Source organism: Desulfosporosinus sp. Sb-LF, from assembly GCF_004766055.1.
Taxonomy (GTDB): Bacteria; Bacillota; Desulfitobacteriia; order Desulfitobacteriales; family Desulfitobacteriaceae; genus Desulfosporosinus.
In genome coordinates, this window is sequence record NZ_SPQR01000002.1 from 237466 (window position 1) to 257241 (window position 19776).

At 43.4% G+C, this 19776-nt stretch carries 17 protein-coding genes; 2 read left to right on the forward strand and 15 right to left on the reverse strand.

The window, feature by feature from the left end:
- Positions 1-6: 6 nt before the first annotated feature.
- The 14 genes from E4K68_RS03920 to E4K68_RS03985 form a co-directional block, all read right to left on the reverse strand.
- Complete coding sequence (locus E4K68_RS03920) at positions 7-1599, reverse strand: CTP synthase (RefSeq protein ID WP_135377646.1); 1593 nt, start codon at positions 1597-1599, stop codon at positions 7-9.
- Between the two features lie 371 nt (positions 1600-1970).
- A complete protein-coding gene (gene rpoE / locus E4K68_RS03925) occupies positions 1971-2411 on the reverse strand; it encodes a DNA-directed RNA polymerase subunit delta (protein ID WP_243450257.1) in 441 nt (146 codons plus the stop codon).
- A gap of 71 nt (positions 2412-2482) precedes the next feature.
- Entirely contained in the window at positions 2483-4165 is a 1683-nt protein-coding gene (argS, locus tag E4K68_RS03930; protein ID WP_135377431.1) for an arginine--tRNA ligase, read from the reverse strand.
- On the reverse strand, positions 4162-4599 hold the full coding sequence (locus tag E4K68_RS03935; RefSeq protein WP_135377432.1) for a DUF1934 domain-containing protein: 438 nt from the start codon (positions 4597-4599) through the stop codon (positions 4162-4164). The genes argS and E4K68_RS03935 overlap by 4 nt, the downstream gene beginning before the upstream one ends.
- Positions 4600-5111: 512 nt before the next feature.
- Complete coding sequence (locus E4K68_RS03940) at positions 5112-6476, reverse strand: PepSY1/2 domain-containing protein (RefSeq protein WP_135377433.1); 1365 nt, start codon at positions 6474-6476, stop codon at positions 5112-5114.
- Positions 6477-6486: 10 nt separating this feature from the next.
- A complete protein-coding gene (gene sleB, locus E4K68_RS03945; protein ID WP_135377434.1) occupies positions 6487-7179 on the reverse strand; it encodes a spore cortex-lytic enzyme in 693 nt (230 codons plus the stop codon).
- A 221-nt stretch (positions 7180-7400) separates the two neighbouring features.
- Entirely contained in the window at positions 7401-8060 is a 660-nt protein-coding gene (gene phoU, locus E4K68_RS03950; protein WP_135377435.1) for a phosphate signaling complex protein PhoU, read from the reverse strand.
- 139 nt (positions 8061-8199) lie between these two features.
- On the reverse strand, positions 8200-8952 hold the full coding sequence (pstB, locus tag E4K68_RS03955; protein WP_135377436.1) for a phosphate ABC transporter ATP-binding protein PstB: 753 nt from the start codon (positions 8950-8952) through the stop codon (positions 8200-8202).
- 33 nt (positions 8953-8985) lie between these two features.
- Positions 8986-9831, reverse strand: a complete 846-nt coding sequence (gene pstA / locus E4K68_RS03960) for a phosphate ABC transporter permease PstA (protein ID WP_135377437.1) — start codon at positions 9829-9831, stop codon at positions 8986-8988.
- A complete protein-coding gene (gene pstC, locus E4K68_RS03965) occupies positions 9828-10709 on the reverse strand; it encodes a phosphate ABC transporter permease subunit PstC (RefSeq protein ID WP_135377438.1) in 882 nt (293 codons plus the stop codon). Before pstC ends, pstA begins: the two co-directional genes overlap by 4 nt.
- A 338-nt stretch (positions 10710-11047) precedes the next feature.
- On the reverse strand, positions 11048-11917 hold the full coding sequence (locus tag E4K68_RS03970) for a phosphate ABC transporter substrate-binding protein (protein WP_135377439.1): 870 nt from the start codon (positions 11915-11917) through the stop codon (positions 11048-11050).
- A 103-nt stretch (positions 11918-12020) separates the two neighbouring features.
- Positions 12021-12707, reverse strand: coding sequence for a response regulator transcription factor (locus E4K68_RS03975; RefSeq protein WP_135377440.1), 687 nt, complete (start codon positions 12705-12707; stop codon positions 12021-12023).
- Positions 12708-12896: 189 nt separating this feature from the next.
- Complete coding sequence (locus E4K68_RS03980; protein ID WP_135377441.1) at positions 12897-14045, reverse strand: glycosyltransferase; 1149 nt, start codon at positions 14043-14045, stop codon at positions 12897-12899.
- 75 nt (positions 14046-14120) lie between these two features.
- A complete protein-coding gene (locus E4K68_RS03985) occupies positions 14121-14834 on the reverse strand; it encodes a phospholipase (RefSeq protein ID WP_135377442.1) in 714 nt (237 codons plus the stop codon).
- A gap of 286 nt (positions 14835-15120) precedes the next feature.
- Between E4K68_RS03985 and E4K68_RS03990 the strand changes: the two genes are divergently transcribed.
- Both E4K68_RS03990 and E4K68_RS03995 read left to right on the forward strand, forming a co-directional pair.
- Positions 15121-17253, forward strand: a complete 2133-nt coding sequence (locus tag E4K68_RS03990; RefSeq protein WP_135377443.1) for an EAL domain-containing protein — start codon at positions 15121-15123, stop codon at positions 17251-17253.
- A 14-nt stretch (positions 17254-17267) separates the two neighbouring features.
- The gene (locus E4K68_RS03995; protein WP_135377444.1) at positions 17268-18986 is read left to right on the forward strand and encodes a methyl-accepting chemotaxis protein; all 1719 of its coding nucleotides are present in this window, start codon (positions 17268-17270) and stop codon (positions 18984-18986) included.
- A 14-nt stretch (positions 18987-19000) separates the two neighbouring features.
- Here the strand turns inward: E4K68_RS03995 and E4K68_RS04000 are convergent, their stop codons facing one another.
- Positions 19001-19675: a DUF421 domain-containing protein gene (locus E4K68_RS04000; protein ID WP_243450264.1), complete on the reverse strand. Its 675-nt coding sequence runs from the start codon at positions 19673-19675 to the stop codon at positions 19001-19003.
- Between the last annotated feature and the right edge of the window lie 101 nt (positions 19676-19776).

The following is a 19776-nucleotide window of genomic DNA, read 5'->3' on the forward strand; positions in this document are numbered from 1 at the left end:
TAACCCCTACTTTAAGGCAGCTCGAATAAATTCTCTAAAGAGTGGATGAGGCCGGTTCGGGCGAGACTTGAATTCCGGATGGAACTGGGACGCCACAAACCAAGGATGATCGGGATATTCCACAATTTCCACCAAACGGCCATCCATGGATGTCCCTGAAAATTTCATTCCCGCAGCCTCGAGCTCAGAGCGGAACTGGTTGTTAACCTCATAACGGTGACGATGGCGCTCATAGATTACTTCGTCTTGATACGCTGCATAAGCCTTGCTACAATCCAGCACCTTCGCCGGAGAAATACCCAAGCGCATTGTACCGCCCTTTTCCTCAATGTCTTTTTGCTCTGGAAGCAGGTCGATAACCGGATACTGCGTGTCTGCATCGAATTCCGTGCTGTTTGCGTTTTTCATTCCACAGACATTGCGAGCAAATTCAATGATGGCTGTTTGCATTCCAAGGCAAATTCCCAAGAACGGAATTTTTTGTTCTCTAGCATAACGAATAGCTTCGATTTTACCCTCAATACCTCTGTTGCCAAACCCTCCAGGGACAAGGATCCCGTCAAGTCCCTCCAGATATTTTTCAACGCCTTCTTCTTCTATGTTCTCTGAATTCACCCAGCGCACTTTCACTTTTGCTCCATGTTCAGTTCCTGCTGATCGCAGAGCCTCTGCGACACTTAAATAAGCATCAGGGAGTTCCACATATTTACCGACAATAGCAATCTCGGTTTCCCGTGTCGGAGATTTAATTTTCTCTACCATGGCTTTCCACGCAGTCATATCTGCCGGAGGGGCCTCGATGCCTGCGCAACGAAGGACAATATCATCGAGTCCTTCAGCCTGAAGCTTCAGCGGAACCTCGTATATTGTTGATGCATCCAAACACTGAATAACTGCTTCTAAGTCGACGTCACAGAGCAGTGCCAACTTCTCCTTCATATCCTTGGCGAGTTCCTTTTCTGTACGACAAACAATAATCGTCGGTTGAATGCCAATCCCTCGTAATTCTTTTACTGAGTGCTGTGTTGGCTTGGTTTTTAATTCTCCAGAGGTTTCCAGATATGGGACTAGAGTGACATGAATGTAGATGACGTTCTCACGTCCAATATCGTTTTTCATCTGACGAATTGCTTCGAGAAAAGGCAGAGATTCAATATCTCCAACGGTTCCGCCGATCTCGGTAATTACGAAGTCTGGATGACTCTCCCTCGCCACGCGGTAGATCCGTTCTTTGATTTCATTGGTAATATGGGGGATAACTTGAACGGTTCCTCCTAGATAATCCCCTTTACGTTCCTTTCGGATGACCGACCAGTAAACCTTACCTGTCGTTACATTGCTGTTTTTGGAAACCGGCACATCGATAAAGCGCTCATAATGGCCCAAATCTAAGTCTGTCTCCGCCCCATCTTCCGTTACAAACACTTCACCGTGTTGATAAGGGCTCATCGTCCCAGGGTCAATATTAATATAGGGATCAAATTTCTGTATTGCCACTTTAAGACCCCTATTTTTAAGAAGACATCCCAGAGATGCGGCTGTGATTCCTTTTCCAAGGGAGGACACAACACCGCCCGTTACGAATATAAATTTTGTCATGCGCTTTACCATTTCCTTTCAGATCTTTAAATGATTAAATAAGTGCTCTTTCTATTTTCCAGCAGTCGACATATCCATCATTGGGATTATCTCTGCAACAAAACACATAAATAAAGCTAGTCCGCCAACCGCACTAGCTTTATTTTAGAAGTCAAGAATACTATATTTTGGGTATTCTGGGTACAAGGCAACGACTCACAAGGAGTCTGATCAAATGTCGAATGTGCCAAACAGCTTGGACAAACGAAAACTATATTTATCCCATTGCTCTATTTTAGCCAGACTTCTAAAGGATGTCAAGACATCGACATCCTTTAGCATAGTATCGTGCATTCATCTGAGCAAGTATTTCCCTTATGATACTGAGCTTATTACCACTTTTCTCCGCGCCGACCCTCATCCGCCTCATCAAAGGCTTCGTCTGTTTCTGAGGCATCCTCATCTAAAACATCCTCATCTAGCTCTTCTAGATCTCCCCTGTCCTCTTCATCACCAGAAGCTTTGTTCGTCAAGGATATAGGGTGATTTCGCTTGGGGACCTTTGCAGGCTCCCAAACCTTCAAACCCCATTCACCCCGCCCAAGAAACGTAAACCTAGTGTCTAAATTGATCTGCGTGAGTGCCGCTGCAATCCTAATGGCCTCAGGAGAGATTCCTAAGCGCAAGAGTACTTTTTCAATTAAATTCTGATAATGCATAGGGTTACCTTGGGATTTTAGTACCTCATAAGCTATATCTGCTTCCGTTACCTTGTCCTTTTTACTTAAAGAGTGGGTCAAAACTCCACCGCCCTTCGTCGTTTTGAATATCAATATATTCGGCCCACCCCTAAATATTTCCTGCTTATCGTTTATTTAAACATAAATTTAATAATCTTGATACTTTACATTTTCTCTGGAGCTGTCACGCCTAGAATTCCCAGTACATTACTAATAATTTGTTTCACGGACCTCACTAGACCCAAACGAGCCCGACGCAAGCCCACATCATCAATAAGTACGCGCTGGCTGTTATAGAAAGTATGAAAAAGCCCCGCCAAGTCGAGTACATATCGTGCTAAGCGATGGGGTTCCATGAGACGTGCAGCAACCATAATTTCGCTCGGAAGGTCAGCCATCTTCTTGAGCAGGTCCCGCTCTTCCGTACTATCCAGACGTATAAGGTCTTCTTCGAGAGGGAGAATTCCCGTATCGCCCAGTTCTTCAGCCTGACGCAAAATGCTACATAAACGGGCATGCGCGTATTGTACATAATAAACTGGGTTATCAGATGACTGAGCTCTTGCCAGATCCATATCAAAATCTACCGTGGAGTCCGGGTCTCGCAAGTTAAAGAAGAAACGAGCAGCATCCTTTCCAACTTCATCCATCAACTCACGTAATGTGATGTACTGACCAGAACGTTTAGACATTTTTACTACTTCGCCGTTTTGTATGAGGCGCACGAGCTGCATTAAAATAATTTGTAGATTGTCTGCATCATACCCCAAGGCAGACATCGCCCCTTTCATTCGAGCGACATGTCCGTGATGATCTGCACCCCAAATATTGACAACCCTATCAAATCCTCTGTCAAATTTGTTACGATGGTACGCAATATCTGCAGCGAAATAAGTTGGAGTACCATTGCTCCTGACTACTACCTCGTCTTTTTCGTCTCCAAACAATGAGGATTTAAGCCAAAGAGCGCCTTCTTTTTCATAAATGTACCCTTTTTTCTGGAGTTCCTCTAGGGAAGAGCGAACTTCACCTGAATCGTGTAGAGATTGTTCGTTAAACCAAACATCATATTCAACGCCAAAATCTCGAAGCGTTTCCCTGATGTTACTCATTTTCTCCCCTAAAGCATACCGAACCAGGAACTCACGTCTTAATCCGGGTTCAACCGCAAGATACTTGTTCCCCACTTTTACAATAAGACCTTTTACAGTTTCTATTAAGTCTTCACCATGATAACCCCCCTCAGGGAAGGGAGCATCCTGTCCTAGTAGTTGTAAATATCTTGCTTCCAATGATAAGGCAAAATTATGGATTTGATTCCCGGCATCATTGATGTAAAATTCACGAGATACTTCATACCCTGCCATTGAAAGTAATGACGCAAGACTGTCTCCAAGTGCAGCCCCTCGAGCATTACCCATGTGTAATAGGCCCGTGGGGTTTGCACTTACGAATTCAACTTGAATCCTTTGGCCTTTTCCGATATCAACTTGGCCATAGCTATTCCCCGCCTTTAGTACTTCATTTATGACGTTCGTTAGCCATAACGGATTTAGATGAAAGTTAATAAAACCAGCCCCTGCAATTTCAGACGACTGTATCCAGGTCCCCGCCGTATCAAGGTGCTTAATAAGTATTGTGGCTATTTCCCTGGGTGAACGTTTCGCTTGTTTGGCCAATACCATCGCTAGATTCGTTGCCAAATCTCCATGCTGCCTATCTCTTGGTTCTTCTAAAACATAATTCGGCAATTCCTCAAACATTAATTCCCCAGACGTTTGCGCTGCTTTTGCGGCTTGTACTAAGTGATTTGTAATTTGTGTTTTTATATTCTCGTAGAGACTCATTGGGGGAGATCCTCCTTTATATTTAGCAACAGTACATTATGGCTTACTAAATTATCATCGACAAAAAGGTCATATTCTAGACTAATACGTCCCCCGTGTACTGTCAAGTCACACTCTACCTTGTCGGGCATAACGCTAAGCTGAATTTTTCCATAGCAGGTGGTATAGATACTACGGTTAAGCACACCCTTCTTGTACTCTTGGGCTAGATCGACCGCTCCTTTACGATTCAAGGTAACTGAGTCTTCTTTAATACTTAAAAATGTTGTCACCTCTTCGAGGCCAGTACTTTCACTACCGGATTCTCTATATAGCACATAGAAAACGCCTTTTCGTTCATAGAACGTCCCCTCGGTGATCAATTCCTGCTGGTCTTCGTGTCCTTCCGGATATTTTTGTTTTCCATTCACATGGATTGTTACTTTTTTCTGCAATGGGTTCGCTCCTTTCGAGAGGGAGTGAGTGTCTCTGCCCGTTCGCACACGCCCTTGCTATTCGCTGGGACGCAATTCTGCTCTCCCTGCTATCTAAGCAGAGAAACTTCTCTGGCTTTGGGGTCGACGGGGGGTGAGAGACGCTCTGAGGCTGTTTGCTTCTTCGGCGCAAAGGCGCTGTGTATGTTGGAGACCGTTCCTGTTGCATGTTAGCATTTTAGCGTCTGAGAAGCAATTCAACTTTACATGTTCTTTATACACACTCAAATCATTGGGGCACAAAGAGGCTCCTCTTGTTTTGGTTTATGAGACAATTGAATAATGGTTAATGTGCCTATTCTCGCTAATCCGGATAAACTCCTTTATTATTCTCGATTATTTTATCTCTATATGTATACAACAGCGAGAGGAAAACTCATTTCCTCTCGCTCATCTTTACCAGTCTAAAGTATCACTTTCTTCCGGTAGCATAATTGTGCCCAATGTTGGCGATTAAATAGCTTTGTGCCTTTTTACTGCAAGAATTCTCCGCGTGGGGTTTTAATGATTCGTTGAATCTTCTCTTCGGCACCTGTTGCTGCATTTAGGTATATGAGATATTCCTCTCCCTGATACCGTCCGCGAAATTCATAGCTGTAGACTTCTTTATTCCCGCTTTTGGCGATGACCGCCAAACGACTCTCTAGGACCTGAAATTTTTGGCGCAATTTGCGTACTGCCTGATCTAGGGAAATTTTGGCAGGGAAGGTGCGTGTTTGATGAAACGAGTAATAGGGTGCTGCGTCCAAGCCAACGATCTGGCCGTTGTCTAAGGCGAGCATTACACGTACTTTGTCTGAGTAAATTCTCACCCCATCTTTTTCTGCTACGAAATCGAATTGAAAATAGGAGCCGAAGTCTTCACTTGAAGTTAACACTAGTTGCCAGCCTAGTGATTGCAAAGCCGTCTTGGCTTTGCTCACGGCTTGCTCTGCACTCAGGGTTCGAGGTTCGATGGAGCGCTGATCTCTGTAGAGTGTTACCACTCCTCCTTGGCGGCTGACTTCTAGATAAGCATCTTTATACTTCCATTTGTATCCACCCATGGTGCCCTGTGATTCTCCGGCAGATTCAGGAATTATGTTGGCATAGCCCACCTTATTCAAGAAGTCCCGTGCCACGACTTGGGCTTGATCACGTGTGACTTCTCCAGAAGGGAGCCCCAACGGCTTTGGAACGTCACGTGTGGCATATTCTCCGGTGTACGTGAATGGTGGGAGCTTTTGCAGACTCGCATCTAATTGGTCTAGCCCAGATCTTACTGATTTCGCAGGGGCTTCAGATCCATCCGCGGCCGCTTCAGCAACCTGAGGTCCACCGAAACCCAGTCGTTGCCTTATAGATGGGTTAGGATCTGTCCAGACTAGATTTTCCGTGTCTATTCTGGTCAACATATCTTGAACCTTTTGATTGACGGGTACAAGGCGTTCATGCATGTCTCTTAATGTCTTATCCTCTTCAGCAGAGGTTGTCCCTCCACCAGCGATTTTTTGGGCCAAGGTCCTAGAAAAATCGCCCGATTGCGTTAAGAACTGACCCATATAACTGAGCCCTGCCTGATCAGCTGGGATTTGGGCGAAATCCTTGAGCGCAGCATCGCTTTTACTTGAGACTTGGCTCAAGTAAAGAATTTTTTGGGTGGAGTTGCTTGCCACATCTCCTTTGGACATATCTGTTTCCAGCTGGTCGAGATGACTTGCAAAGTCGGCCAAAGCGCGGCGGTTATTATTTTCTGCGGCGAGACGATAATCTCCCGCAAGGCGGTATTCCGTGAATCCCCATCCCAGGGAGAATACGAAAGCTGCTGCTAAAGCACCAATCCAAAGTTTTCTATGCATTCCGATCCCCCTACTTCGTAAAGATATGATTCCCAATCTGAATAATTTGTGGTCGAGACCAAATGTATTTATTTTTTGTCTTGGCTGGATTAAAAAAGAAGACAGCTCCCTTAGAGGGGTCTACTCCGCTTGCAGCCTCTTGGGCAGCACGTATGGCAGTTGCCGAAGGGGTTAAATTGATTTGTCCGTCATTTACACTTGAAAACGCCTGAGGCTGATAGATGATATCGGCAATCGTTTTAGGAAACGCCGGATCCGAAATTCGATTCAGAATTACAGCAGCAACTGCGACTTGGCCCAAGTAGGGTTCCCCTCGCGCCTCTGCATTCACCGCGCGGGCTAAGAGGTTGGTATCAATGTTTTTATTACCAACAGCCTTTCCTGACGCATTCGTGCTTTGTCCAGTCAAACGTTTTATTTCTTTGATTGTTTGCGTTCCGGCCAAACCATCAACCCGCAGCCCGTGGTCCTTTTGAAACTTCCGAATTGCAGCCTCTGTTTTCGACCCAAACTTTCCATCTGCCGTTCCGACCCCATATCCTAGCTGTGTCAATTTAGTTTGTAGTTCTTTGACTTCTGGACCTTTGCTCCCTCTCCCAAGCAGCCGATCCCCCAAAGCGGCATAGGCAATGCCAGATAGGGCAATGCTGAGAATTAAACCGATAATCAAGACAACCCCCCAGGGTCTAACGCGTACTTTCATACCCTCACCTCACTTTGTTAATGCTTACTTAGTGTGGCAAAAGTTGAAGGAAATTATCCAACATTATTCCATTGGACATAATAATTTATTTAATTTAAGCAAAACAAAAAAACCCCAAATTTTCGGGGTCTTCGAAAGAGAAACCTATTATTCAATCCATACCACAAGAATGCGACAACGATAACCGTTATCGAAGATAATACAGGCTAGTAAAATCTAGCCTATTCGTTTAAATCTACTCTCTTCCCACGGCATAAATATACTATTTCTTCAGAAATATTTGTACAGTAATCCCCTAGGCGCTCGAGGAATCGACAGGCAAAGAGCAGATAATTCGCTTGTGTTACCTTCTGTGGATCTTCCATCATTATGGCCCGCAATTCTCCAAAGACATTGGCATAAATTCCGTCAATTTGATCATCCATCAAAGCCATTAGAGCGGCGGCCTCACAATCTTCTTGAATATATGCTTTGAGGCCCTTATTGATCATTTCTTGTACCAAAGCCGACATACGTGGAATGTCAACAAGAGGTTTTATTAATTCTTCTTGACCTATCCTAATCGTCAGCTTTGCTAGATCAACGGACAAATCACCCATTCTTTCTAAGTAGATGGAAATTTTAAAGCCAGCTACAAGTTTGCGTAAATCACGGGCAAAAGGCTGCTGAGTGGCGATTAAAAGAATGCATTTTTCCTCAATGATTGCCTGAAGTTCATTGACGGCTAAGTCCCCCACTACAACGGTATTAGCTAATTCTAAATCCTGGCTAATCATAGACCTAACAGCCTGACCGATGCGTTGTTCTACCATGTTCCCCAGGTCCAAAATATTCATGCGCAGTTCCTCAAGGTCATTATCAAATCCTTGGCGAGTCGGCATCTCTAGCCCCCCCTCTCCCTAACAAAAATCATCACACTACCTTATTGAATTACAAATTAAATTAACTGTTTTGTAGCAAAATCTCCCCCCTGTTCGAAGACCACACAGAAAACGGATTTAAACAATAGGGTAAACGAAATCAACCGAATCGACCGGTTATATAATCCTCTGTTTTTTTCATAGCTGGTCGGGTAAAGAGAGTACTTGTTACATCGTCTTCAATTAGTTCACCACTTAAGAAAAACGCAGTTCGATCTGATATTCGTGACGCTTGATACATATTATGCGTAACAATAATTATTGTGTATTTGTCTTTCAAATCAGCAATCAGCTCTTCAATTTTCATGGTTGAAATGGGATCGAGGGCCGATGTCGGTTCATCCATTAACAAAATTTCAGGTTCCACTGCTAGCAAGCGAGCTATGCAGAGTCGCTGTTGCTGACCACCTGACAGTCCCAACGCTGATTTGTGTAAGCGGTCCTTGACTTCGTTCCATAAAGCTGCACCCCGGAGACTCGTTTCGACTAGCTCGTTTAGACGTTTCTTGTCCGTCTCTCCGTGGATACGAGGACCGTATGCCACATTTTCAAACACAGATTTTGGAAAGGGATTGGGATTCTGGAAAACCATGCCAACCCTCTTCCTCAATAACACTACATCGGTGTCAGCAGCAAAGATATCCTCTCCATCAATTCTAACCTGGCCTTCGATCTTCACGCTGGGTATCAAATCTTGCATCCGATTGAGCGCTCGCAAAAAGGTAGACTTGCCGCAACCTGAAGGACCAATTAGGGCTGTCACGCTCTTTTCCGTCACTGTAATGTTTATATTTTTCAAGGCCTGCTGTTCACCATAAAAAAGGTTTAGGTTACTGACCACGATCTTGTCCATTTCACTTCTCCTTAACACGAACATAATTATAGGTTACTTCTTGTCTTTTCCCAAAAGGCGATGTTGAAGCCAGCGACTGGGAAGTGTCAAACAAAGATTAAAGACTATGACCATAATAATGAGCAGCGCTGCTGTTCCATCTGCAATTTGATCAGCATTTGTCCCTGGTAATGGATTTGATTTGGCGGCAAACAGATGTACAGCTAGCGTTTCTCCTGCCGCTAATGGATTAACGTCAAATAGTTTGCGTGAAACATTCATTCCAGCAGTGAAGATTAAAATAGCAGTCTCCCCTAAAGCTCTGCCAGCGACAAGGGTTACTCCAGTAATCAGCCCAGGTAAAGCCGTGGGTAAAATGACTTTACGCAAAGTCTGCCACATTGTAGCCCCTAATGCCAGGCTTGCTTCCCGATAACTTCTAGGAACTGTCCGTAGAGATTCTTCGGTTACACGCACTAAGATGGGTAGATTTAGCAATGCCAGAGTAGCAGATCCTCCTAGGATCGTGAATCCCACACCCAGTTTATTCACAAAAATAATCATACCAAAGAGACCGAAGACGATGGAAGGAACCGTGGCGAGACTTTCTGTACTCAAACGAATTAGGTCTGTTAACTTGTTTTGTGGGGCGTATTCTGCCAAGTAGATTCCAGCACCTAACCCCACGGGCAGAGAAAAAATCAACGAAAGAGCTAAAATGTAGAAGGAATTAAATAATTGCCCTCTTACACCGTCCGAACCATTAAAAAATTCAGGGTTCAGGTAAGGAAGGCCCCGTCCTAAAATTAAACCTAAAAAGGCGACCAATAAAGCGACAATGGCTATGGACACCAGCCAAAACATCATACTTGCAAAACGGTCCGATTGGCGAGCTTTCAACGTGCCGCCCCCTTTCGCACGGCTGTACGAACAAGAATAATCAGAACGAGGGCAATGATCAAAAGAATCAAAGACATCATAAATAAAGCGTTATTCCAGGTTGAGCCAAACGGAGTATTACCCATTTCCATAACAATGTTACTAGTCAATGTCGAAGTCGGACTGACTAAGGAACTTGGAAAGCGCGGCGAATTACCAATGACCATCTGTACCGCCATAGTCTCACCAATGGCCCTAGCCATCGCTAATATTAGAGCGGTTAAAATCCCTGGTGAAGCGGCTGGCACAAGAACCCTCCTAATAGTTTGCCAACGAGTTGCCCCTAAGGCGAGAGACGCTTCTTTATAAGTCTTCGGTAAAGAGCGTAAAGCATCTTCGGAAAGGCTTATGACCGTTGGCAAAATCATGATTGCTAATACAATACCCCCAGCCAAAACTCCATAACCTGTTGGTGAGTTGGTCAGTTTCCTTGTCAGTCCAACAATAACTGTAATGCCAACATATCCGTAAACAACCGATGGGATTCCTGCAAAAAGATCTGTAGCTGGACGCATAAAAGCGCGTACCCATGGCGGGGCAATCTCGGCTAAAAATACTGCCCCAGCCAGTCCAATTGGTCCTCCGAGTAGTATCGCGATCAACGTCGTTCCAAGCGAACTGGCTATAAACGTGAGGGCTCCAAACTGACCACTGTCAGGGCTCCATTTACTACTCGTAAAAAACTCAATCGCGCTAGCTTGTCGAAACGTGGAGAGACCCTGCATTCCCACGAACCAAATAATGCATAAGATGATTAACGAGACCAAAACTGCGCTACTAATGAATAGATAACGCGACAAGCGATCATTGAAATACACCCAGGACTTACGGTGAGGCAACCTGCTACACCTCCAAATCTTTTATAATTTTTGATTTTTATCCCTAGCTAAATTCTAACTTGAAGAACTCCTATTAACTATTTACACCACTATTAGTTTAGCGCATTTGTGTAAATTCTCGATTAAGGGATTGTAAAGTTTAGGTTAAAAAACAGCAACTAAAAATCACCTTCCCATGGGTGTTAATTAGGTTCTTGCCGATACCTTTACTCCGACCGTCTGATTTACACTTACTAGTAGAAAAAATAGGAGCAAGGCTTATCCTTGCTCCTATTGTGCGTCTTTATATGATGTCTAATACCCATGTATCGGCATTTTTAGGGATCTCTCGCATCATGTTATTTCTTGATCTTACTGATCGCTATAAACCCACTTTTCTCAACACTTTTACTTTGGAATTCTGGGCTTACTATATAGTCTAAGAAGGCTTTTACCGTACCTGTTGCTTCCCCTTTGGTATACATATGTTCAATGGCATAGATTGGGTACTGTCCGCTAGCCACAGTATCTGCACTGTACGCTACCCCATTGTACTTTATGGCTTTGACTGTGTCTTTAAGATATGCTGCGTCGATATAGCCAATTGCACCCGGGGTTTGAGCAACACCTGTGAGTAAATTACCCGTGGAATCCTGGGCAGCGGCCGTATCAGTGAACTCTTTACCATCCAATATGATTTTAACTATTGTCGCACGAGTACCAGAAGATTTTGCTCGTCCGATGATCGATATCTTAGCATCTTTTCCCCCAACATCTTTCCAATTGGTAATCTTTCCGGTGAAGATATCCGATAATTGAGCTTTAGTTAAGTTATCAACAGTCACATCTTTGTTAACAATGATTAGGAAAGGAGCCACCGCAACTTCGTGATCGATCAAACCTTTATCTTTTAGTTCCGGTGTGACAACTACGTCGGAATTGCCAATATCCACAGCGCCGCTGGCCACATTGTTCAGACCGGTCATCGAGCCACCGCCGCTTAAGTTTACTTGTACCCCAGCGTTTTTGCCCATGAAATCATCGGCAGCTAATTTAACTAATGGTTGGAGGGCTGTCGAACCTGCAGCTGAAATAGTTTTCTTGTCAACGGTTGTCGTGGCGTTTGGAGTCGTTGGAGTTGGTGCAGCAGTTTGGCCACATCCCACCAGAGCCAGTAGAGCAATTAAGGTCGTGCTAACAAGAGCAATTTTTGATTTCGCTTTAAACAATCTTGTTTCCTCCTTAAAATTCCTTAAGTTCAAATTGATTATACTTTAAGTTTGTAAAGTCTTAATGAACTCCATGTAAAGTTTGAGTTAAAATTTCATCGGTTTATTTCCGACGAGTAAAAACATATCCCACTCCCCTAACCGACTCAAACACGGGTCCTAGAGTCTTTAGCTTATTCCTCAAATGACTAATATGGACATCAAGCGCTCTAGTGCTCGTGCTAGAAAGGTTGCCCCAAAGCTTCTGTATTAGATATTCTCGACTGAAAACCTGGTAAGGATTGGCCACGAAGAGCACCAAAAGATCGAATTCTTTCACCGTTAGGGTTAAAGGGTAATCAGATAGAGTAGCCATGTAACTTTCTTGCACTATCTCTAAATTTTCCCACCTCAAAGGAACGTTCGGTGTGTCAGTTTTCCGTTGCTCTTCCCTTAGTCTTGCCTTAATTCTTGAAGATAATTCTCTAGAGCTAAAAGGCTTAGTCATGTAGTCATCTGCTCCAAGTTCAAGTCCGATTACTTTATCCGCTACATCGTTGCGGGCACTCAAAATTATGATAGGGATAATAGCGGTATCTCTTTGGGCCCGCAGTATTTTACACACATCATGCCCATCGAGTATTGGTAGCGTCAGATCTAGGATTATGAGATCTGGTTTTTCTCGGATAGCCAGATATACCCCCTGCTCGCCGTCTGAGGCAATAATAACCTCAAATCCTTCATTTTCTAAGTTAAATCGAACCAGTTCTTGAATTTGAACCTCGTCTTCCACGAGTAAAATTTTGGCCACAGTACAACTCCCCTCAACAAAGGCCTCCCTTACTAGTTTTAATTCGGACTTTACAACCACTATATTAATAGTCAATTGTAAAGTCTTCATGAACGGAAAGTAAACTTATTGTTAATAAATATCCTAATCCATATTTTTTGTAATTCATTCAGAAAAATATCCTGATAAATAAAAAAGTGAAAAATCATTTTATCCAGTTTTCTGCCCCATTTTTATATCCTTCACCACTTGGAGCATATCCTCCACAGCTCGCTCTGTTGAGTGACCTGGTAAGGCAACGGCCGCTTTTTCTCGCATTCTCTTGATTTCCTTAGGATTACTCAAGAAACGATTTAAGAGCCATCCCAATTCCTCTTCTGTGCCTGCAACGTGTCCTGCACCTATACGTTGCACATAATGTGCATTTTCTTCTTCCTGACCAGGGATTGGCTTGTAGATAACAAGTGGCAAGTGCTGAGTTAACGCCTCTGTAACCGTTAAACCCCCGGCCTTAGTAATTATCAGATCGGAAACCGACATTAATTCCTCCACGTTATAAACGTACCCTAACCGTACCATGGGGTTACGAGACTGTTCGATCACGTCTTGCAGGGAGTTGTACAGTTTTTCACTTTTTCCACAAACAATAATAGATTGAACCGGTACCAGAGAATCTGCGAGTTTTTGGCAGATTCTTTTCGTTCTTTCCAAACCCCCGTATCCTCCCATCACTAGAAAGGTGGGTAATTCTGACTTTAGACCTAACTTAGAAATAATATATTGACGATCGATTGGCCCTTCGAATTTTGGGCTGACCGGGATTCCCGTCACAAGAATATCTCGAGAATTGATTCCCCAGGACTCTAAACTTCCCTTGACATCCTCACATGCCACCATGTATCGATCAACACCCGAATGAACCCAGTGACTGTGAACCGCATAATCTGTAATTACGGTGATCACCGGAACGTGAAGAATTTGTTCAAGTCTCAGCTGGGCTAGAATTGAAGAAACGGTGGGATAAGTACATACAATGAGATCAGGTTCAAATGCCTGAATATATTTAAGAAAATTGCTTCGTCCCAATTGGTTCAGAAAACGTTGGATCATAGATTTAGGTTGTATCTTAGCTGTTTTATAATAAAACTTTCCCCAGAGTTTTGGGGTATGTTTAATCATATCAATATAAAATTTTTTCGCCATGATATTGAACCGCTTATTCAAAAAGTCACCAAAATCTAGATGAATAATTTCAGCAAGAGGTTCCTTTATACGTATTCCTTCGATAACAGCTTCTGCCGCCCGCATATGTCCATTTCCAAACGCTGCAGAAAATACTAGAACTCTTAACTGTTTCAACTGTTACCCTCCCCATCAACAACCTTTGTACTATCCTTACCTCTGTAGAATAGCCAAATAAAATCGAGCTGAAATCTACGCCAGCCGTAACGATAAATCCTGTAATCGCTCAAAGGTAAAATTCAAAAAACCCGCAGAACTAGCAATTGTCAGAGGAATCAACACTTCTGACGCCTCTGTAAAGCTTTCTTCAGAACACCCTCTCTCCTGTGATACCAGGGGATAGAGAGGCCCAGAAACGCTCGCATTATACTCTATCCATTGAGCAGAGTGAGAAAACGGCATATACAGCCCCCTTGTTACTGAAAACTCATTCCAGTTTCGAGTTGCCCATGCTTCAAACTCTTTGTGTCCGTCAAAAACAATCCCCAAGGAATGGTGTGGTACACACATGTCTTGGACAAGGTGAAGCGCCGCTCCTAAAAAGAACATGCCCTTTGAGACATTTCTCGGGAGAAAAATGGAAGCCTTATTGAAATAGTACTGACACTCAGCCATCGCTCCCGGCCACTGAAGGATTCCTTGCTTGTCGGGATTGCGGTAAAAATGATTGACATTCTTCCACCCTCGGTCTGCCCAAAGTAATCCTTTTGTCAGCATAAAGTGATGAACTTTGAAAAAAGTGGCTATATCTTCTTTTCCATCGTGCTCCAAAACTTCGTATGCTAGATCAAGACAATGAACATGAGTTAGCCCTGGGGAATCTAGAAAATATTGCAAGGGCCCAACCGGAGCAAGAAGCAACTTTGTCATCTTTCCTAGTGTCTGACCAATAATCTTCTCATACATCTCCAAGTCAACACCTCTCTTATATTATTAAGATCATTCTAATCCATTACTGTAAAGCACATATTATTCCCGTGTAAAGAAGTTGCGGGGTTTTGTTAATTTTGAGTTATTTTTGAAAGTTTTTTTATATATTGCATACTCTTTTGTGTTTTAGAGGATAAATTTAACAATAAATTTACCTTTAATTCATTAAATATTTACACACACCCATTAATATATAGTTGGTTACACCTACCTGATAGATTCAATTATATCCTGCAGTCAAGTTTGGAGAAGGAGTTTTGGAATGTTCAAGTCGGTAGATATAAGCCAACAAAAGTTATACCGTCTACTCAGAGACGAGAAACCAATCTGGGTGTTGTATCTTGATATTGTTAAATTTCATGAGGTGGAATTTCGTTACGGTTACAAAATCTGCCGACAAATCCTAGACGAATTAGAGCGTGAAATTACTCAAACGATTAAACAACAACGCAATATCTACCTGTTCTCTCATTTTGAAAGCAGGGGCGGGGACGACTTCGTAGTTTATTTTGTTCCTGGTAAAAAAATATATTCAGACATAACTGAAGTCATCGAACAATGGGTTCTCCCTTTGGAAGAACGGTTTAACCATAGGATTAGGAAACTGGTTAACGAGAAAATAAGCCTACGTTCTGGCCGAAGTGCCGATTATTTACTATATGCGGCTGTGAAAGAGGCCTTCCTCCTAAACAAATCTGAACCGGATCCCTACTTTTTTGCTCGTCGCGAAGAGATTACCCACCTAATCGAAGAACCTGACACGTACTTGAAAGCCGCTTTTCAACCGATCATTGAAACCCGAAGCGGAGAAGTGTTTGGTTTTGAAGCTTTGGCCCGTATACCAGATTCTACTTCTTTTAACAATATTGCTGACCTTTTTCCATTTGCCGAAAAAATAGGTCAGCTCTATCCAATCGAAACTCTTTGCCGGCGCCAAGCTATAAATTCTTACCCAAAGGTTGGCCAAAACCAGGAAATGCTCTTTCTCAACATAAATCCCCAGGTCCTAGTCGACCCCGGATTTGCCTCCGGTCATACTAGAAAACTGCTTAGTGACCAAGGGTTGGCACCTTCCGATGTTGTGCTAGAAATTACAGAGCGAAGTGCTATAGATGATTTTTCCACATTTCGCGATGCTCTGGATCATTATCGTAGTCAGGGTTACCTTATTGCTTTGGATGACGTAGGGGCCGGCTACTCCTCTTTGCAGTCCGTAGCAGAGCTTCATCCAGACTTCCTTAAAGTAGACCGATCTTTAATTGTCGGAGTGAATGCTGATCCGATCAAATGGGCCTTGCTAGAGACATTTGTCACCTTCTCTAAGCGTATAGGTTGCCGCATCATTGCAGAAGGGGTGGAAACGGAAAAGGAAATGCGCACGGTGGTCCAATTGGGGGTAGATTACGTACAAGGGTTCTTTGTTGCAAGACCCTCTTTTGAACGAAATAGCATTAACCCCGCCGTTATGGAAATCCTGGATTCAAAACGAGGGCTTAAATACGTTGAGCAAAACCCTATTATTTCCATGATAGAGCCCTTACCCCTCTTCAATACCAACACCCTGGTCAATACCGTTGAAACTTACTTCCGTGAGCACCCCCACCAATGGCTGGTGGGGATAACAGAAGACTCCCGTTTAGTCGGTATAATCCAGCGCGACAGGCTATTTGCTGCCCTAGGAACCCGCTATGGGGTTCCCCTTTATTTAGAACGTACTGTTCCCATATTAATGGACGAAAATCCCCTAATAGTGGAAGAAACCACTCCTTTAGAAGTGATGTCCAGCGTAGCTATGCAGCGTCCGGATGCCCAGTTATATGATGGCATTATTGTGGCTAACCAACAAAAGCCAATCGGCGTTGTTTCAGTGGCAAAACTAATGAAAGCGATGACCGAGAGGCAAATCCAAATTGCCCGGGGAGCTAGCCCTTTAACAGGGCTGCCAGGCAACCTAAGCATTGAACTGGAGATCCAACAGTGCCTAGATCAACAATTGTCCTTTGGCCTTATATACGTTGATCTAAATAAATTCAAATACTATAATGACCTTTACGGTTTTCAACAAGGAGACTTAGTCATCAAGATGTTAGGTGAGGTTTTGCTAAATGAATGTTACAAAACTGCTGAAGAAACCTTTGTCGGACACATTGGTGGCGATGATTTTATTATTATTTCTTCACCCTCGGAACTGGAAAAGCTAGCAGTCAACATCCTCACCCAATTTGAACAGTCTTGCGTGCACTTTTCCGGTGCCGAAGGTCTGAGCGTGGCCCTAGCTGGCCTTGTAATAAACACTACAGATAGAGTTTGGACACCCTTACTCGTTTCCGAGCGAGCTGCCCAAATTAAGAAAGAGGTCAAGGCAATAGAAGGCAACTCTTTTTTGTTACGATAGGAGGAGTAGAGTAAATGAAGTGGGTCAATAACTTAAAAACGTTCTACAAAATTAATGCCTTGGTCTTTGTTATGGTAGGCTTTATGATAGGTTTAAGTTTAATGGGTTATCACTATTATCGGCAAGCCAAAGTAGCCATGAACGATGTCTATTCAAGTTCTCTGATTTCTGTGAAACTCATCAATGAGGCCAATGCTAATGTTCGAATGATCCGTAGTAGCAATATAGAGCTTCTCTTAGCACCTCTTGACACTTCCAAGAAACAAAACCTACTCATTCAGACAACAGTACTACAAGGCTTAATAAAGGAGTCCCTGGATAACTACAGCCCCCTTGCCAAAGAGCCCTTCGAAGTAGCAAAACTTGCTGCAGTGAGAGATTCACTCCAAAAATACAGCGACGAATGGCAGAAGGTAGTTTCTCTATTGGAGAGCGGTAATAAAGAGGGGGCCTATGTCTCCTTTTCTGAAAATGTTATCCAAGACTTAGACAATATTAACGCCCTGCTTCCTGAACTTGTAGAATTCAGCACGCAAAAAGCAAAAAGTACCATTGTTCGTGAAAATCTTAATTTTATTCAAGCAGAAAAGTTGCTATTTGTATTCCCTCTTATTGCTGCAGTACTGGCAGTTTTCATAGGAGCACTGGTGGCCCGAGCCATTGCCAAGCCTCTACAAATAATGCTAGCAAATGTACAAGAGCTTGCCGCTGGGAATCTTAAGGTAACAACGATCAACACTGAATCCAAGGACGAAACGGGGCAATTAACTCAAGCTTTCAATCAGATGGCAATAAATCTGACGACACTTGTAAGAAGAGTCTCTGAGTCGTCAGAGGAAGTGACCGCCTCAGCTCAACAGCTCTTAACCATTACTGAACAAGGTTCGAAGGCCACTAGCCAAATCGCGGTGGCCATCGCTGAGGTAGCTGGTGGTACAGAAAAACAAGCTGAAGCAGTTACTGAGACAGTGACCGCCATTGAACAGATAGACGCTAATATTCAGATGGTAGCAGAGGCAGGCCAGCGTGTGATCACCCTCACCAATCAAACCGCTACCACTTCAGAAAATGGGCATAAGTCTCTCACTAAGGCTGTTGAGCAAATGGCGAACATCAGTCAGGGTAATCAAGTTGTTAAAGAAGCAATCACCTTACTGACTGAAAGTTCTGAACAAATAGCAGATATTGCTCGCTTAATAACTAGTATCACTGAACAAACAAATCTTCTAGCCTTAAACGCCGCCATCGAGGCCGCTCGTGCAGGCGAACACGGACGCGGTTTCTCCGTAGTAGCTGAAGAGGTTCGTAAATTGGCAGAACAGGCTAAAGTTGCAAGCGGACAAATCACAGCTTTAGTAGTCTTAAACAGAGCTAACATCGAACATGCTATTGAAGCAATCGATTCCGAAGAGACTCGCGTCAATGATGGAATTAATGTCGTGAACACAGTCGGTCTTGATCTTCGTGATATTTTGGAGATGGTGAATGAAGTCTCGTCACAAGTCAATGGTATCACCTCTTCTATTCTACAAATGGCGGGCGGAAGCCAACATATTGTCTCTGGAGTCCAGCATATCAGTTCGGTGAGTCAGGTTACCGCCGCCCAGACAGCCCAAGTATCTGCGGGGATTGACGAATTCACAGCTTCTATCGATGAGATTAACTTGTCTTGTCAGAGTCTTTCAGAATGCGCCCATACCTTACAAACTGGGATTAGTGTTTTTAGGATTTAAGTTTAGACAACCTTTTACCAATCTGTCATCAAGTCGATGTAGAGTTGTCCAGAAGAATCCAGTTGGGCTAAGAATACCTCTGAAACCTCACCGACATTATGCGCATGCAACTGTGTCATTAACCAGCTTTTAGTTATCCCTAAATTTTTTAAACTTTCTTCCTCAAATTTTCCTTCCCGTACCAGGATGGTTGGTAACCCTTTATATTCTGTCGTCAGTTGGAGATCCCCCGTAGTAACTGTTCGATAAATGGGTTTGAGTAAGATGCTAAGTTTTCCATCTGGTTCCATGATGGCAAATTCGACTTCTTTCAAATCGAATACTTTTTCCTCTCGAAGCTTAATCAATAAATTGTCCATTGATAAGCGCAGTGTTTTCAAATTCCCTTCTAAAATCTTGCCATTGGAAACAACTATCGTAGGAATTCCCTCTAAAACCTGACGAACGAGCTGGGATTTTAATGAAAGATAAGACATGAGATACGTCAAAAGAAAGTACCCTAGAAGAGGGAAAATAAAATCCGTAGGATCGTCATGCAAGTCCGTGGCTAAACTAGCAGCCATCTCTCCCACGGCTGCAATCGTTGCTACATTATAAATACTCAATTCCCCTACCTGCTTCTTCCCCAACACTCTCAACCCAAGCCAAAGAATAATAAAGGATAGCAATAGGCGCACAGTACTATTCATGATCACTCTATTTCTCACCCCACCCTTATCTTCATTATCCCAAGCTTTTTTTGCTTTATGCTCCTAATTACGGGTCGGGCACTATTGCCCGTTCGTTTCTT

Coding starts and splice junctions, on each gene's coding strand:
- E4K68_RS04000 (WP_243450264.1), bottom strand. CDS start 19,675: ATGAATAGTACTGTGCGCCTATTGCTATCCTTTATTATTCTTTGGCTT.
- E4K68_RS03920 (WP_135377646.1), bottom strand. CDS start 1,599: ATGACAAAATTTATATTCGTAACGGGCGGTGTTGTGTCCTCCCTTGGA.
- phoU (WP_135377435.1), bottom strand. CDS start 8,060: ATGCCGACTCGCCAAGGATTTGATAATGACCTTGAGGAACTGCGCATG.
- E4K68_RS03995 (WP_135377444.1), top strand. CDS start 17,268: ATGAAGTGGGTCAATAACTTAAAAACGTTCTACAAAATTAATGCCTTG.
- pstB (WP_135377436.1), bottom strand. CDS start 8,952: ATGGACAAGATCGTGGTCAGTAACCTAAACCTTTTTTATGGTGAACAG.
- argS (WP_135377431.1), bottom strand. CDS start 4,165: ATGAGTCTCTACGAGAATATAAAAACACAAATTACAAATCACTTAGTA.
- E4K68_RS03990 (WP_135377443.1), top strand. CDS start 15,121: ATGTTCAAGTCGGTAGATATAAGCCAACAAAAGTTATACCGTCTACTC.
- E4K68_RS03940 (WP_135377433.1), bottom strand. CDS start 6,476: ATGCATAGAAAACTTTGGATTGGTGCTTTAGCAGCAGCTTTCGTATTC.
- sleB (WP_135377434.1), bottom strand. CDS start 7,179: ATGAAAGTACGCGTTAGACCCTGGGGGGTTGTCTTGATTATCGGTTTA.
- E4K68_RS03985 (WP_135377442.1), bottom strand. CDS start 14,834: ATGTATGAGAAGATTATTGGTCAGACACTAGGAAAGATGACAAAGTTG.